Genomic DNA, 15234 nt, shown 5'->3' with positions numbered 1-15234 from the left:
AACCCGAGTGACCGGCCAGCCTCTCTCTGAATATTCTCCCCCTCGCTGCACTACTTCCAGAGAGCTTCCGTCGAGCGTGCCCCTCCAACGTCCGAAGGGCGCCGGTGAGCTCCGCTACCACGTCGGGCGCACGTTCAGGGTGCCACAATCCGTCTTCCGTGCCGTGGTGTTGCACTGTCGGACGCGACGCGGCTGTCCGGCATTAATCGCGAAAGCATCCGCGCGTGGGATCGGCAAGGCCCGTTTTGGAACCTCCGCAACACTCACGTCATCCTCTGTGTGACGACCATCGATATATCAAGTCCGTTCGGCGGGTTGCGGTAGCGGTCGGCAAGACTTTTGAACAAATCACCCATCTGATCTGACCGAACTGTAAACTCTCCATAGTTAGGATCAAAGAGGGTCGTCATTCCGTTCGATGTAGACGTTGCGATCATGTGGGCGTCACCTTCGGCGAATCGCAAGCTGACCAAATAGATCGATGGATCGTGGGTGACCTCGCTCACGATCTGGTCAATGCGCGAAGATGTACCAAACCTATATCGCTTTTGCTCGGCGGACGGCTCTAGGCCAGCTTCGCGTAACATCGTGCTTCTTGCCTGAGGATTGTGAGAACTTTCCGCCGACTTGAGGCGTTCATACCGCTGCTGCAGCACTGCGGCTGAGCTGTGAGTTTCAGTACCCGGGCGGAGCGCCCTCATCCGGGATGAAGGACTGCTTGGGAGATTGCGGATCCACTCCGCTGCCAATCCAACGCAGATGCCGTTGACATTGGCCTCGGACAATTCAGCAGTCCTGTAACCGAACAGAGGAGGGATAGGCCTCGCTGGAGAGGATGGACTTGAGCTGGAGGACAAAGAGGTTATGCTGGAATCTGAGGTGCTTGGACTGTAAATGTTTGCATCGGAGGTATGTGGCCTGCTGCAGCAGAGCCCCATTTTGTCGGGCAATTCCCCAGGTGACGAGCTCTCCCGTCGAGCGAGATCCATCAGTGTTTGCGCAAATTCGCTGCTGTCTGCCGGCTGACGCGGTTCGTTAGTTTGATTAGGGCGTGTGGATTGACCACTAACTCGATTATACATGGCGGCTCGCCTGCCTCTTCAGCGTACGTTTCCTCAGAGCGAGGGCGGGCTGCTTACGCCCTGCCTGCGAATGCTATTGCGGCAAGCTGACGACGAGCTGACAACCAAATAGGCTTGGAGAAGCTACCGCCCGAGTTGGCTATTTGGCGACTCGACCGTCTCTGCTCATCAGCCCCGCTTCAGATGAGGAGTAGTGCCGACGAGCTACCGGCTCTTGCAGAGCGACCGGTAGGCCTAGCTTGAGCAATTCCGCATGCCGTCAGGGTGACCGGACCCCGGCTCGTGGCGTAGGCGGCGCCTGGACAGCGCCTTCGTCAAACTGAATTCGGCCTTCGCTTTGGCTTCGGTCTCAGCATTTCGCGTTATGCCATTCGGTCGGCACATGCTTTTCGCTTCGTCGGATCGTCCAGTGATTGACTCGTGACAAGTCGTCTGCCCGGTGAGACGTCGTTGTTGCTGCCGAACCGGCGTTCAGCACGGTACTGCAAACACTGGTTTGAATGCCACCAAGACCCGAACTCCAATTCGTTCCTTCGATAATAATTGGTCCCAAGCGCATACGAGACATCTCTTGAACCGGATCAGTGCACCATCAGCAGCTCCTTTGAAAACAGCGATTTCAGGCTCAGCACCCCTGCACAGTGCAACAGGCGATCGGCGACTATATCCGCTTGCGACGCCGCGTTCCGGCGGCGCCGAACCGGTGCTTCTGCACCCGCTCGGCCTCATCTTCCGCTCAGATGTCCTTTTAACTCAGCTCATCATGCTGTCGCGCTCATCTGGGCGAACAACTTTGCGGCTTCTGATGGCCCTAGCCCAACGATGCCCACAAAGCTCGGCGGCGGCATTGGGATGCCGCGATGAGTGGGTCTCCACAGGTGCAGGCAATATCGGCTGTTATTCACATACTGCGAATGTGGCGGATGCAATTGCATGACACACTCCTCTTCATCCCAGAACAGGTCTTTGACAAAGCACATCTCGTCCCAATTCGGACAGCGCCGCGGCGTCGAGACAGCGACATGCTCCCAGCCAGGACGGACGAATCCACTTATCTTTAGTTCACACCCGCAAGGCCCCTGCACGAGGAACACGCCGCAAGGGCCTGATCCCGGAACGGTAGCGAACCGGCCGTGTTGCACGCGGCCGGCCTCCAGCTTCTCTATCATCTGCGCCCGCACGCCCGCTCCTTTGCCTCTCGGATGGCCTTGAACTCGACGCAGATGACGTTGTCTCGCAACTCGTCAACCGGCTCGATCCTCGGCCCAGCGCTCCTATACCCCTTTTCAGCGCACCATCTGAGAAAGCCGCAGATGTTCATCATCACTCGTTCTCCTGTTATAGTCTTCTAACACTCGCATTGTGGGCGAAGGTCGCTCTCAAGGGCCACTGATTGCCTGAGCATGCGCGATAACACGATCTGCGCGATGGCGAATCAGTCCGCCGATTGCACCTTCCCGCTCGTAAGGCAGCTGTGCCATCAAGCCCCTCTCATGCGAATCATCTTACTTATCGATGCCAGCCAGTATTGGTCGCACGTCGCCGAACAGATCGCGCATCAGCAACAGCAATGTCCGCCATCGCTCTTGCCCACTTCAAGCAAGCGTTAGCGCCCATTCATGTTTCATGGTGACCTTCTTCACAAGAACTTGTCGGCTCTTGGCCGTCACCTCCTCTTCAATGAATTGGTCGGCATCATGGCATGCTCCCTATGGTGGCGTTTGACATCCACATTCTATGATGACTCGCAAAACCACTGCTGGCACCAGTTGATGCTTCGCGGCGATCTTACTGCTTGGTGAGATCGTAGTACTTGACCATTCGCAGCTTTCGGTCGAGTCTGAACGGTGCCAATGCGCCATCTACGTAAGCTCGATTGAATTGTACGGGACCAAATCAAACGGGCCTGCACCAGAGCCGCTGACGCCGAGCACGAACTGTTTTCGAGCTGATAGCATCCAGCGGATCGCCTGCCATCTCGGTGTCTCCTCGTAAGGTGATGGTCAGAAACAATGATTAATCGATCTCTATGAGTGCGACCGTCGGCCGCCTTCCCGCGCTACTACGATACAGCTCTTACGCATTTCTCACGGTATGACGCTCGCGAAGCGCTCACGCTTTTGCTGCTAATGCGGGTGTTGTCTTTCAGACATGGACGTCGCGAATCCGACCTTGGACAGCGGTTCCGTGTCGCCAACGCCCGACAGAGGCGTTTTTGCTTACATCAAAGCGGTGCCGACACTTCTCCGTCGTGGCATGTAGATTGCTGTGGCAACGGAACGCCGACCTTAAATGCACCGACGATACGACGAGCATACCATCGGCCGGATGCTCGCCGCGCTCAGACAAACGATTCTGACACTCTCCTTATGAAAGAGGACCGCGAACTTATGAGTAGTACGAGGCATGCAAAACCCGGCATTTTTCCGTGGACCAGCGCGACGTCTGATGAAATGACGCATTGGCGCGCACCAAAGCAACAACCGATCAAGCATTACGGCGCCGATTGTCGCTCCCGGCAGGTGCAAAGGAGGTGGAACCTTTGGCTGCTGGCTGCACTCCTCATAAATGCGCTGCTTTGGGCCGGTATCTACTGGATCATCGCAGCGCTCTTCTGAAATAATCTCGCGGATGCCAAAGGCGCGAGGAGCTTACCGACACCTCTCGCATGCCGCGGCCGCACCGTATGCGCACCATCAATCGGACGTGGAGACCTCTTCACAGACTTGGTTCCAGTGACACACTTCGCGCGACTACCTGGAAATCCGTCCCTCCGACCAGCGCAAAGTAAATATTGACCGATGCCGCAGAACTCTCGAATTTGCCAAACTGATATGCCATTGCAGCCGCGACGAAGTGCAAAACACTGACCTGTAACAGCTCAACATGTCCCCGCGCGGATGTCATCCGGGCTTCCGCTTTAACTGCGACGCATTGACTCGTCTGGATCCCGCATTTTTCGTCATATGAGAATTAGCTTTCGAGAAGCTGACTAAACAAGTAGACTTGAAGGAGCGTTGGGCAGGCGGCCTGCTCCGCCTTCACCTACGTGTCGCGATCAGGAGCGCGCCACAGGACCGTCAGGATGCCTTGGCCCACGGTGCCCCTCAACGTCCCTTCCAGGCACTGACTTGCAGCTGAGCGACATTTTGCGCGGACCATTAGGTCGGGTAGCGATCAACGGGCTGGGGGCCTTTTGATGATCCGCAGGGACGCTTTACAGCTCTTCCTCAGGCCACGTATCGTCCTCGTTTTTGTGCATCCGCCACACGTGGGCACGCCGAGCCAGCTTGTCGTATTCCACGGCAATTTTAAGCAGCCTGTCTTTGGCTTTTCCGTCAGCGAGCGCTTCCGCTTTCTTTCGCGTTGCTTCCGCACGGCCTCGCCAGTGGTCGGGCTGGTAGAGTTTACTTTTCGGATTCATGCCGAGAGCATGCAATTGGCAGATCAAAGAAATGCGACACCGGCGCTCCGTATAATCACGTAACAGCGACGCTCGTGGCCTCGGTTGCCGAAGCGGGCAGTCGCCATGCACAGCTGCTATTCTGAAACACCAAAGTGCGCCTTGCAGCCGAGGCTCGTACGAAGAATGCACAGCCCCGACATCCTCAGACGATGGGATGCACGAGGGGCTTGAATCGGACCTAGCGTTAGATTGTACGATCCTGGACAAGTGGGAACCACGTCCGACAATCCAGCGGTCCGGACACGTCATGAGAATTGCGAATGTTTGAAACATCTAAACTCACCTGGCGCGACTCGATCAGGACGATAAGATCTTCCAGGCGCATCGTTGTCCGCGCTTCGTCGGAGCTGTTCCTGTCGCGGCTGGACGAAATCGCGCGTTTCGAGATCTGCACGGCAGGCGCTTCCATCACCGTAGCCTCGCCGGAACGGACGCAAGACGGAGGCTCCGCCTCAGATACCCCACCCAACGAACACGGGCGCGACTACACCAAACACAGTCTCGGCCCGCGCCATCATGGTTCGCTCTGAACGATCGAATGCATCATCAACCGTGGCTTGAGCGCACCTGGCTTTTGCCCGATCTCTCTGCCTCGCGATAGTTGGCACGTGCCCTTCCCGCCGGCTACCGCGTCAATAGTCGCCTGGCGGATAGGCTCAGCCAGAGTACCTAAGCACATGTCACGCCCAAGCAATGCCTCGCAACATCCAAGCATGCACAACCGCACAATCACCGGAAGCTCCGAAATGATCACTTGTTTGGCCAGCTCACCCGCCAGTGCATCCCCTCTTCGCGGAGCTCCACCACTAGGGCAGGTGTCGTTTCGTCGTGCCGGACAGATGACCAGCACCGTACAGTCAGACCGCAAAAGTGAAAGGACGAGCTTGCCGGCACAGCACTTAAGCAGTTCCAGCTTGTTTCGCGGTTGACAGGTCATGTTGGCACTTCGCGCAGGAAGAACAATACCGCTGCCCGACCGACCTAAAGGGATATCATGACTCAAAATCAACGAACTCAGCTGCCTTCGCGCCTCACACTCTACTACTGCGCCGTCGCTCTTGCCGTCGCAATGACAGCTCTAATACCCAGGCTGGTCAACGCGCGCGATCAAGCGCCGACCGCAGAGGAGAAAGAGGCTTGCATGGAGGACGTGTTCCGCCTTTGTAGCAGCCACATACCAGATCGCACCGCTATCACTGCCTGCCTCAGATCCAAGCAAGCGAGCCTCAGTCAGCAATGTCGCTACGTGATCTCCGTGCGCGACACTGGCAAAAAAAGCAGCGACTCGAAGTGAAGATGTGCTGCCTGTTCGTTTGCCTCATCCACAGAAGTGGTCCAAGCCTGACCTGCAGGACGGTCACCCGAGGTCAGATGACGAGCATGGCCGCCTACAATTGACCGACGCTCTGGTTCAATCGCGCTTGTCCGGATAGGCGAATGCATAAATTACCCTTCGATACGGTTCTGATCGCCAATAGGGGTGAGATAGCCGCACGTATCATCAAAACCTTGAACAAGCTTGGGCTTCGGTCTGCAATTGCCTACCATGAGGTTGACGCGGGAACCCCGGCCGTCTCAATGGCCGACCTGGCTATTCCGATCAGCGGCCGCACGCCGATCGCAAGCTATCTGGATATCGAGCAGATCATCGCTGCCGCCCGCAAGGCGAACGCCGGCGCGATACATCCCGGTTATGGAATGCTTTCCGAGAATGCGGAATTCGCCAGTAGAGTGACAAAGGCCTGTATTGTATTCATCGGACCCGCTCCAGAAACCATCGAGCTAATGGGCGATAAGATCCGCGCCCGTGAGTTCGTTCAAAGCAACGGCTTTCCAGTCGCACCCTGCGCCATCGAGGAAGATGATCCGGCCACATTCGTTTCGAGAGCGCGGGCTATTGGAGTTCCTTTGCTCGTGAAGCCATCATCTGGCGGTGGCGGCAAGGGAATGCGGATTGTACGCGACCTCGCTACGTTGGAGGCAGCCATTGAGCAGGCGAGCAGTGAAGCGCGTCGCTACTTTGGAGATGGCCGACTTTATGTTGAACGATATATCGAAAGACCGCGACACATTGAAGTACAGGTGCTCGGTGACGCCTTCGGTAACTTGGTCCATCTCTTCGAGCGCGAATGCTCGGTGCAGCGCCGTTTCCAGAAGATCATCGAGGAAACGCCCTCGCCAGCGCTATCACCAGAATTGCGGACCCGGATTTGCGAAACCGCCGTCGGCATCGCCCGTGCAGCGAACTATCAGAATGCAGGAACGGTCGAGTTCATTTTCAGCGGCGGAGAGTTCTACTTTCTAGAAATGAATACACGCCTTCAGGTCGAACATCCGGTGACCGAGATGATCACCGGCGTCGATCTGATCGCCGAACAAGTCTATGCGGCAGCGGGCCGAAAACTTGCACTTTCGCAGTCCGACATTCTTTCAAATGGGCATGCAATCGAGCTCAGGCTTTGCGCCGAGGCTCCCGAACGCGGATACGTCCCGACCACCGGCAAAGTACTTCTTCTCGAGTATCCGGATGGCGCACGAATCGACAGCGGCATCATGCAAGGCCAGCACATCACGGCGGCATTCGATCCCATGCTCGCCAAGATCATTGTGCATTCACCGAGCCGCATAGAGGCTGCTCTGAAAGCCTACCGCGCCGTTCGCGAACTGGTTCTACTTGGGTGCGGGACCAACGCGAGCTTGCTCGCACGGATTCTTTGCGACGAGGCATTTCTTGGCGGTCAGTTCCATACGGGATACCTAGAAGAAAATCCACATCTCGCCGCCGACAACTTTGCTGCCGAAATGTCTGCGTTCCTGGCATCTGCGGCTCTCCTGACAAGACCGGTCCGCGAGTCGGCCGATGCCGTGCCCGAGTTTCACGCAGCGCTCGGTAGTTGGAGAAATTGACGTGTATCACTCATTCGAGGTCGACGGCGTATATCATGAATTGTGGCTTTCACCCAACCAGCGAGACTACCGGCTCCATCTTCGAGACCAGGTGATTGCCCCTGTCGCGTTCAGCCATTGCAATGACAGTAGCGGCATCTTGACCATTGCGGGCCAGAGCGAACCGGTCAGATTCGCCATCGAGGGGGAGCTAATTCACCTCCACATCCGCGGCAGGACGCGCATTTTGCGCTACAACGACCCGTTGCGAGCGTGCGCATCCGGCAATAACGAGACTCACGCTTTGGAGGCCCGGGCGCCGATGCCCGGCTTTGTTGTTGCGATCACAGTTTCGTCCGGTCAATCGGTCTCGGCGGGAATGGCACTGATGACGATTGAAAGCATGAAGCTGGAAACGATCATACGCTCACCACAGGATGGCATCGTCCATCGGATTCACGTCAAGGAAGGTGAGAGCTTCGAGCACGACGCTGTGCTGGTCACGCTCTCTAAAGAAGGGCGCTGAAATGCAGCGGATCGGTTCCGTGGCGAACGTGAACTCGCAGGAATTTCGTCGCAACGACCTGCACAACAGACAACTTGCCGCCGAATTGAAAGAGCGCCAACGCGTTGCCCGCTTCCACAGGCCTGAGCGGGACTTCGAGCGGCTGCGTCGGCAGAATAAACTTTTTGTTCGTGAGCGGCTCGCGGCCTTGCTCGATCCGGAAACTCCGTTCCTAGAGCTTTCGACGCTGGCGGCTAACAAGGCATACGACGGCGAGGTGCCCGGCGCCGCCCAGGTTGTCGGCATCGGCATTGTGGCGGGGCGAGAGGTTATTGTTCACGCCGACGATGCCAGCGTGAAGAGCGGCGCATGGTATCCACTCTCGGTCAAGAAGATCGTGCGGACACTGGATATAGCCATCGAAAACCGTCTGCCGGTGGTTCACCTGTGCGACTGCGCCGGCGGATTTCTGCCTTTGCAGGCGGAATTCTTTGCTGATCGCTACCATGCCGGTCGAATTCTCCGCAATCAATCCGTTCTCTCGAAGATGGGGGTGCCGCAGGTCGCCATCGTCATGGGCCACTGCACCGCGGCAGGGGCCTACGTCCCTGCGCTTAGTGAATACAACATTATCGTCGAAGGCACTGGAGCGATTTTTCTCGGCGGTCCTCCGGTCGTGAAGGCTGCCACCGGCGAACAAGTGTCCGCCGACGAACTTGGCGGCGCTCTCATGCATACCAGCGTGTCGGGCACCTGTGATTACTTCGCAAGCTCCGAAATCCATGCGATTGCGATTGCCCGCGACGTCGTTGCTCGCTTCCACCAACCGGCGAAGACCTCGATCGATCGAGTGGTCCCCGAGCCGCCCGCCTATAGTGCGTCCGAACTCTACGGTATCATTCCAAACGACGCGCGAGCGCAGTTCGACATGCGAGAGATCATCGCTCGTCTGGTCGATGGCAGCCGATTTCAAGAATACCAGCCGCGGTATGCGACATCACTCGTGTGCGGCTTTGCGCGGCTTTATGGATATCAAATCGGGATCATTGCCAATAATGGCGTGCTGTTCGGCGACAGCGCGCTAAAGGGGGCTCATTTCATTCAACTGTGCGACAAGAACCGGACGCCCCTGCTCTTCCTGCAGAACGTAACTGGCTTTATGGTTGGCCGCGAATATGAACGGCGTGGGATCACCAAGGACGGCGCCAAGCTGATCATGGCGGTGTCCGGAGCGTCCGTGCCGAAGTTTACGATCGTTTGCAATAGCTCGCACGGCGCAGGAACTTACGCTATGTCGGGACGCGCGTTTGATCCTCGATTCGTGTTCAGCTGGCCGAATTCTCAGATATCTGCGATGGGCGCCGAGCAGGCCGCCGGAGTTCTCACACACGTCAAGGCGAGACAATTGGCTCGCGCCGGAGGGCGCCTCTCGGAGCAGGAATTGGCAGCCATTCGAGCACCAATTCTTGAAGAATATCGCGAGCGGTCAAGTGCCTATTATGCGACCTCGGAAATCTGGGACGACGGCATTCTTGATCCTGTCGATACCAGAACTGCCCTCGCAATCGCATTGAGCGCTTCGCTCAATGCGCCGATCGATGCGCCGCAATACGGCGTATTCCGACTGTAAGGCAGGACCGAACACGGCTGGCTCACCGCTTCATGCGCGCGGATCAACGGGACGCGTCGATCGCTCTATGAAGGCCGTCCTGCGCACCTTCATTTACAATCCGGTGGCGTTATTTTGTAGAGCCCAGCTGAGATCGGGCTCCATCTCCCCAGCACCAATACTCGCGAAGCAGGTAGAGGAAGCCGCTTCAATGCTCCACGACGGCGGCGCCCGACGCTAAAAGGCTTTGGCGGTGATCCGGTCGGAACACCGCGGTAAAGAGGCCGCTGCGGGCGTGGCAAGCGGGCGCGAGAGAGTGCCATCGGTCCTGGCATCAAGAAACTACAGTGTTCTACTGGCCGACGACCTCCTCTCGACGGCACGAAATGGAGAGCTTGACCCTCACGTAGCGTCAGGTTGTAGCCTCGCCGAGGGCGCCCACACTCAACCGACTGCCGCCTCAAACGTCGCGGAAGAGATCGAGGTTTGAACAAGGAACGTGTAAAGTTCGATGGAAGAGCTTAGATCGATCATTGGCAAAGTTGCCAGCGGCGCCACTCTGACGCGCGAGGAAACTGCGTCAGCCTTCGACAGCGTGATGTCGGGTTACGCGACTCCCTCGCAAATCGGAGGCTTGTTGATGGGGATGCGGGTCCGGGGCGAGACGGTCGAAGAAGTCACCGGGGCCGCCTCCGCGATGCGGAATAGAATGCTGCGCGTGGAGGCGGCTTGCGACCCCGTCGGTATCGCTGGCACGAACGACACCCCTATATATTCGGTCAACGTGTCGACGTGTGCTTCCTTCATCGTCGCCGGGGTCGGCATTCCTGTCGCCAAGCATGCCAACCGCGCTGCGTCTTCGGGTTCAAGCACCGCAGACGTGTTGGCGCGCCTCGGCGTGAAGGTCGATCTCAAGCCTGAAGCTATTGCACGTTGTGTACAGGAAGCCAACATCGGCTTCATGTTTGCCTCGGCCCATTATCCGGCGATGCAGCGCGTCGGCCAGATCCGGACAGCACTTGGAATCCACACGATCTTCAATCTAATCGAGCCTCTGTCCAATCCGGCCAGGGTCAAGCGGCAGATCGTTGGGGTATTATCTCCCGAATGGGTCCAGCCTCTGGCGTACGTCTTGAAGAACCTCGGTGCCGAGTCGGTATGGGTTGTTCATGGCTCGGACGGGCTCGACGAAATAACCCTTACCGGTCCAACCTTTGTTGCTGCGCTTGAGGCGGGTATAGTCCGCACCTTCGAAGTGACGCCGGAAGAAGCCGGGCTCCCCCGCTGCCGCGACGCGCTGGAGAGCGGCGATGCAGAGGCTAATGCCGTTGCGCTGCAAAATGTGCTTGATGGCGTACCAGGTCGATTTCGCGACGCTGCGCTTTTGAACGCGGCAGCGGCATTGGTTGTGGCCGGGCGGGCCTCGACCCTGCGGGAAGGCGTAGCACTTGGACAAGAATCACTTGATGGCGGCGCCGCAGCCGCTCGACTGAAGCGCCTGATCGCGGTTTCGAACGCGTGACAGCCGAGCTGGCCGATGTTCCAGTATTCCGACCAAGACTGTTGCTCACGAGCGCGAAAGTATTGCAGGCGTGAATGCGCGTCACTTCTGCGGGATTTCAAGGAGCGTGCGCCGCCTGCGCTCGCCCTCATCAAAGCAAGTCGCGCTGAGCACGCGGCCCGAGCGCCAACTTTTTTTCGACGAGAGTCTGCTGCAGCCAGAGTTGCCGAGGTGAGGACCCACGAGGAAGCGCGCTGCGCGCCAAAGGAGAGAATCGATGATGTCCTGGCTGAAGGTTGAAGCACAAGGATCTATTGCAGTGTTAGAACACATCATTCGGAAGTTCCGAGAATTGATCGATACAGATGGCTCGATCCCGCCGGAGTTGCGGGGAGCGCTGCACGCGACGCTGGATAAGCATCTTCTCGAGGCAAAAAAACGTATTCTCCTAAAGGCGCTTTAGGTACGCCGATGCCGTCTACATGCGGAGAAACTCTGGTAGCCGCGCGCCGGTACCGAAATCGGCATCATCCCCTCCGCCCGGCGGCCCAGCGAGGTTCCAGCCCAGCTGGTCGGATCGCGACCACAACTCTGTGTGCACTGGCGCGTCGGCGGCCGCTCAGCGCGGTTCTGCTTGAGAAGGGTCCTATTGAAACTCCTGGCGGCGGCAATTCTCAGTTCTGCCGCTGCAATCGCCGATCCCGATAACAAGGTGAGATACTGCACGTCCGTCTGGTCATGACTTCAGCTAATCCAGAGGACATCGAAGTCATAGCCGAGCTCGACCTGAGCTTGCTCGTCACGTAATTCCGACACCGGATACCTTATTAGGGGCCGCCCAATACGGATAAAAGTCGGAATCGGGTACAAGTCCAGAGGCAGATCATGAGCCACCAGTTTGAAATGCCGTCTATCCGACCGACAGAGTTCCGTCAGACCATGCGCAATCTGGCCAGCGGGTGTCGCCATCGTGACGAGCGGAACGGCAGCCGGACGACGTGGACTGGCGGTGAGTTCTTTGACGTCCATCTGCATGGAGCCGCCGTGCCGCTGGCGGTCGGGAGGGGCCCAAGGGTGTTCACCGCTTCGATACAGCGCCCACCGCTATTGCCGAACGCATTTTGCGCGCTCGAATGCGTTTTGTATGACCACAAGGTGCTTGGCACACATACCATCTTTATCGGATGAATTTATCGCGACCCGACAAGGCCGTGGCAATCCATTGATCAACTTCCGGGGCGCGGAACCCTACTGCTTGACTGAGCGCGGTGGCATCGATCCCTGGCCGCTTCCAGCGACAGTCGTCGAACAATCGACCGGGCTGCAACTGTTTCACTGATTAGAGCTCGTATTGAGAGGTCCGTCCCCTCAGCTCAGGCGATTTCGGCGCTTCGCCGCTCGTACGATGCTGCCGCTGGCCGGCGACCTTCCGCGTTGAGAGGCGTGGGGGTCACCTGGTCAGGACAATGCGATTTGCGCGGATCTCGCAGGAAGGTCCTGATCAGAATAATTACAGCTCACCAGAACGACCAACTCCAGAAGGGCCTTCTTCTTAGGTCCGCATAATCCCGTCGAAAACTACCAGCTTTGGTAGCTCAAGTTAAGATCGACAGGCGCGTACATCGTTGCCGCAGCAAGATCGGATCCAGAGGCACGCCTGGGTCACAACGGCTGGCGACCCTTTAGATGTTCGGCCTCGATTCTGATGTGAGTACATGGTTGATGTCATGATCTTGCAGAACGATAACAATCGAATTCAAAGGCGTCAGACAACTATGTCCAGCAACGCGTTCGAAATCGCCCCGATTCTCGAGGGCATTCGCCGCTGGGTCATGATCGAATCTCCGACGGAGCGGCCGGATCAGATCAACAAACTGGCTGATGTCGTCGCAGCAGGCTATCGCGACCTGCCCGCCAGCGTCGAGCGCGTTGCGGGGCATGACGGCTGCGGCGATCATTTGGTTATCCGCTCTTCTTGGGGGCAGGGCGTACCGGGCCTTCTAATCTTGAGCCATCTCGACACAGTCCATCCGATGGGATCCATCGAACGGCTACCCTTCAAGATCGACGGCGACAGTGCGTTCGGCCCCGGCATCTACGACATGAAGGGCGGCGCCTACCTCGCCTATCACGCATTCCGGCAGATCTGCGCCGATGACGCACGCCCGCCGCTCGGCATCACCCAGCTCTACGTCTCGGACGAAGAGATTGGCAGCCCAACCTCGCGCGCGCTGATCGAGGCCGAGGGCCGCAAGGCCAAATACGTGCTCGTGACCGAGCCGGCGCGCGACGGCGGCAAGGTCATCACCGGGCGCAAGGGCGTTGCGCGCTTCGAGGTATTCATAAAGGGTGCGGCCGCGCATGCCGGCACGCGCCCCGAGGACGGCCGCAGCGCGATTCGGGAACTCGGCCATGTGATCCAGACGCTGGAGGCGATGAACGATCTCACGCGCGGTATCACCGTCAATGTCGGCGTCGTCCGCGGCGGCACCAGGCCAAACGTGATCGCGGAACTGGCCTACGCGCAAGTCGACATGCGCGTCCCGACCATGGCCCATGCCGACGAGCTGGTGCCGAAGATTCTGGGCATCAGCTCGCGCACCGAGGGCGTCAAGGTGAAGGTATCAGGCGAATTGAACCGTCCGCCATATGAGAAGACCAGCGCCGGCGCCGCGCTTTACGCACACGCCAAACAGCTTGCTGCCGAGCTTGGATTCGAGCTGCTCGACGCGTTCAGCGGCGGCGGCTCCGATAGCAATTTCACCGCGCCGCATACCGCGACCCTTGACGGCCTTGGCGTCGATGGCAAGGGCGCGCATACGCATTATGAGCAACTCTACATCTCGTCGATTGAACCTCGCGCGCGGCTGCTGTACCGCCTCTATCAGACACTGCGATAATCGCGAAGTCAGTGACCACGAGGTACGTTGGATGACGCCCGCCGGCACATTCGCGGGATCGTTTCTCCAACGCCGCAAGGGCTATAGGCTGGTGCCCCTATCAGGCCGACCTCATCGAAAACTATCGGTCGGCCGCATTTGGCATCGCACGGTCGGCGCCAGATAGACGTGACTGAGCTATTCAATGACGGCGCAGCGGACTTCACGCGCGCAATCGGCTGCAAGGGCAGCGAGCGCCTGGTCGAAGGGCAAGCGTTTCCGGCAATGGGCTCATCGGCAGGCGACCCTGATCTCGACGGGAGACGAACTTTCTTGGCTCACATCGCAGCGCTGAATGCTTGCGACAGCACACCGGCCGGCGGCCCTTTTCCGGCAGCCTGAGAGCTTGGCCACGTTGTCACAGGCCCAAAAAAGGGCTTGAATCTCACGTAACGTTAAGTTGTACGGTCTTGAGGTTAGCACCTATCTCGGTCTGTCGCCGGGATTGTGAAGGATTGAGAATGTCTCAGCTGGTCAGATCCAAGCCCCCATGGTCGGTCGTGATCCTCATCCCCGATGCTGGGTCGGTCGGAAGGGCTATGCAGCGAGTGCCGGTTGCGGAGCTACTGCTCGCACGTAGCTTTGAATGGTTCGGCATTCCGGAACCGAGACTATGTGACTGTGCTGGGCCGGGCCACCAGACAGGCGTTGAGGTCAGAATTGATGGACGTAGACCTCCATCCGAAGCCCCAGCGGAGGGTCGCTGCTTCCTGAATCTGAACCAAACCCCTCCTCTGGCGCGACACCGCGCCAAAATCAGTTGGCCGAACCGGCTTTCCGCTCTGTTCAAACTGCTTTCCCATGGCTGGCAAGGCAGACGGCGGGCCTGCGCAGGTTTTCAAAGAGCCTGAGCTGCAAGTGCCGCTCCGCGCAACCACCCGGCATCGCAGATATTGCTTGGCATTCTGGAGCAGCAAGTTGAAAGCGCCCGACGACGTCAAGAAGGTCCTGTTAATCGACCATATTGAAGGCCAATGCCGTTGCATCATCGGCTTCAAAGATGGAGATGCCAGAGCGGCCTATATGTGCGGCGAGCCTGTATATCAAAGACGCGGCAAGAAACTGTCTTCGTGGTGTGCCTATCACTACCGACAGATGCACACGACCGCCGCCGAGCAGAGAGTCAGTGATCAATCGCCCGAGATCCCTCAAGCAATATCCATTGTTCGCAACCCATGACATCCATCAAGAAGGCCTAGGCCGTGTCATCATAGCCTGTACAAGGGCCAACCGAAGCATGTGATCG

Annotated in this window: 12 protein-coding genes; 9 read left to right on the top strand and 3 right to left on the bottom strand. The window is 58.1% G+C overall.

Translation table 11 applies throughout. The features are described from left to right. Positions 1-263: 263 nt before the first annotated feature. Positions 264-938: a YopT-type cysteine protease domain-containing protein gene (locus tag I6F37_RS34235; RefSeq protein WP_225131004.1), complete on the bottom strand. Its 675-nt coding sequence runs from the start codon at positions 936-938 to the stop codon at positions 264-266. Positions 939-1653: 715 nt separating this feature from the next. On the opposite strand from I6F37_RS34235, the gene I6F37_RS34230 reads away from it, so the two are divergent. Continuing rightward, positions 1654-2019 carry a hypothetical protein gene (locus tag I6F37_RS34230; RefSeq protein ID WP_225152235.1) on the top strand — a complete coding sequence of 122 codons (366 nt, stop codon included), beginning with the start codon at positions 1654-1656 and terminating at the stop codon, positions 2017-2019. A 2280-nt stretch (positions 2020-4299) separates the two neighbouring features. On the opposite strand, the gene I6F37_RS34225 is transcribed toward I6F37_RS34230, so the two are convergent. Next, positions 4300-4506 (bottom strand): hypothetical protein, encoded by a 207-nt coding sequence (locus I6F37_RS34225; RefSeq protein ID WP_225130962.1) that lies wholly within the window; start codon positions 4504-4506, stop codon positions 4300-4302. Positions 4507-4808: 302 nt separating this feature from the next. On the opposite strand from I6F37_RS34225, the gene I6F37_RS34220 reads away from it, so the two are divergent. The 6 genes from I6F37_RS34220 to I6F37_RS34195 all read left to right on the top strand — a co-directional run bounded on the left by I6F37_RS34220 (position 4809) and on the right by I6F37_RS34195 (position 11512). Further along, on the top strand, positions 4809-5078 hold the full coding sequence (locus tag I6F37_RS34220; RefSeq protein ID WP_225130964.1) for a hypothetical protein: 270 nt from the start codon (positions 4809-4811) through the stop codon (positions 5076-5078). Between the two features lie 907 nt (positions 5079-5985). After that, on the top strand, positions 5986-7455 hold the full coding sequence (locus tag I6F37_RS34215; protein ID WP_225130966.1) for an acetyl/propionyl/methylcrotonyl-CoA carboxylase subunit alpha: 1470 nt from the start codon (positions 5986-5988) through the stop codon (positions 7453-7455). A 1-nt stretch (position 7456) separates the two neighbouring features. After that, positions 7457-7960, top strand: coding sequence for a biotin/lipoyl-containing protein (locus I6F37_RS45800; RefSeq protein ID WP_225130967.1), 504 nt, complete (start codon positions 7457-7459; stop codon positions 7958-7960). Between the two features lies 1 nt (position 7961). Next, positions 7962-9569: an acyl-CoA carboxylase subunit beta gene (locus I6F37_RS34205; RefSeq protein WP_225130969.1), complete on the top strand. Its 1608-nt coding sequence runs from the start codon at positions 7962-7964 to the stop codon at positions 9567-9569. Between the two features lie 490 nt (positions 9570-10059). Then, positions 10060-11070: an anthranilate phosphoribosyltransferase gene (trpD, locus tag I6F37_RS34200; protein WP_225130979.1), complete on the top strand. Its 1011-nt coding sequence runs from the start codon at positions 10060-10062 to the stop codon at positions 11068-11070. Between the two features lie 256 nt (positions 11071-11326). Further along, a complete protein-coding gene (locus I6F37_RS34195) occupies positions 11327-11512 on the top strand; it encodes a hypothetical protein (protein WP_225130980.1) in 186 nt (61 codons plus the stop codon). 281 nt (positions 11513-11793) lie between these two features. On the opposite strand, the gene I6F37_RS34190 is transcribed toward I6F37_RS34195, so the two are convergent. Then, positions 11794-12084 (bottom strand): hypothetical protein, encoded by a 291-nt coding sequence (locus I6F37_RS34190; RefSeq protein WP_225130982.1) that lies wholly within the window; start codon positions 12082-12084, stop codon positions 11794-11796. A 740-nt stretch (positions 12085-12824) separates the two neighbouring features. Here I6F37_RS34190 and I6F37_RS34185 point away from each other — a divergent pair. Continuing rightward, entirely contained in the window at positions 12825-13949 is a 1125-nt protein-coding gene (locus tag I6F37_RS34185) for a M20 family metallopeptidase (protein WP_225130984.1), read from the top strand. A gap of 840 nt (positions 13950-14789) precedes the next feature. Then, entirely contained in the window at positions 14790-15167 is a 378-nt protein-coding gene (locus tag I6F37_RS34180) for a hypothetical protein (RefSeq protein WP_225130986.1), read from the top strand. Positions 15168-15234 lie beyond the last annotated feature (67 nt).

It is taken from the genome of Bradyrhizobium sp. NBAIM08 (assembly GCF_020193935.1).
Lineage (GTDB): Bacteria > Pseudomonadota > Alphaproteobacteria > Rhizobiales > Xanthobacteraceae > Bradyrhizobium > Bradyrhizobium yuanmingense.
Note: the sequence above shows the minus strand (reverse complement) of the source record. Positions and strands in the feature narration are given on the sequence as shown.

What these genes read in the sequence shown, in the direction of transcription:
- I6F37_RS34235 (WP_225131004.1), bottom strand. Translation starts at nt 938, where the DNA reads ATGGGGCTCTGCTGCAGCAGGCCACATACCTCCGATGCAAACATTTAC.
- I6F37_RS34225 (WP_225130962.1), bottom strand. Translation starts at nt 4,506, where the DNA reads ATGAATCCGAAAAGTAAACTCTACCAGCCCGACCACTGGCGAGGCCGT.
- I6F37_RS34220 (WP_225130964.1), top strand. Translation starts at nt 4,809, where the DNA reads ATGTTTGAAACATCTAAACTCACCTGGCGCGACTCGATCAGGACGATA.
- I6F37_RS34215 (WP_225130966.1), top strand. Translation starts at nt 5,986, where the DNA reads ATGCATAAATTACCCTTCGATACGGTTCTGATCGCCAATAGGGGTGAG.
- I6F37_RS34205 (WP_225130969.1), top strand. Translation starts at nt 7,962, where the DNA reads ATGCAGCGGATCGGTTCCGTGGCGAACGTGAACTCGCAGGAATTTCGT.
- trpD (WP_225130979.1), top strand. Translation starts at nt 10,060, where the DNA reads ATGGAAGAGCTTAGATCGATCATTGGCAAAGTTGCCAGCGGCGCCACT.
- I6F37_RS34195 (WP_225130980.1), top strand. Translation starts at nt 11,327, where the DNA reads ATGATGTCCTGGCTGAAGGTTGAAGCACAAGGATCTATTGCAGTGTTA.
- I6F37_RS34190 (WP_225130982.1), bottom strand. Translation starts at nt 12,084, where the DNA reads ATGCAGATGGACGTCAAAGAACTCACCGCCAGTCCACGTCGTCCGGCT.
- I6F37_RS34185 (WP_225130984.1), top strand. Translation starts at nt 12,825, where the DNA reads ATGTCCAGCAACGCGTTCGAAATCGCCCCGATTCTCGAGGGCATTCGC.
- I6F37_RS34180 (WP_225130986.1), top strand. Translation starts at nt 14,790, where the DNA reads ATGGCTGGCAAGGCAGACGGCGGGCCTGCGCAGGTTTTCAAAGAGCCT.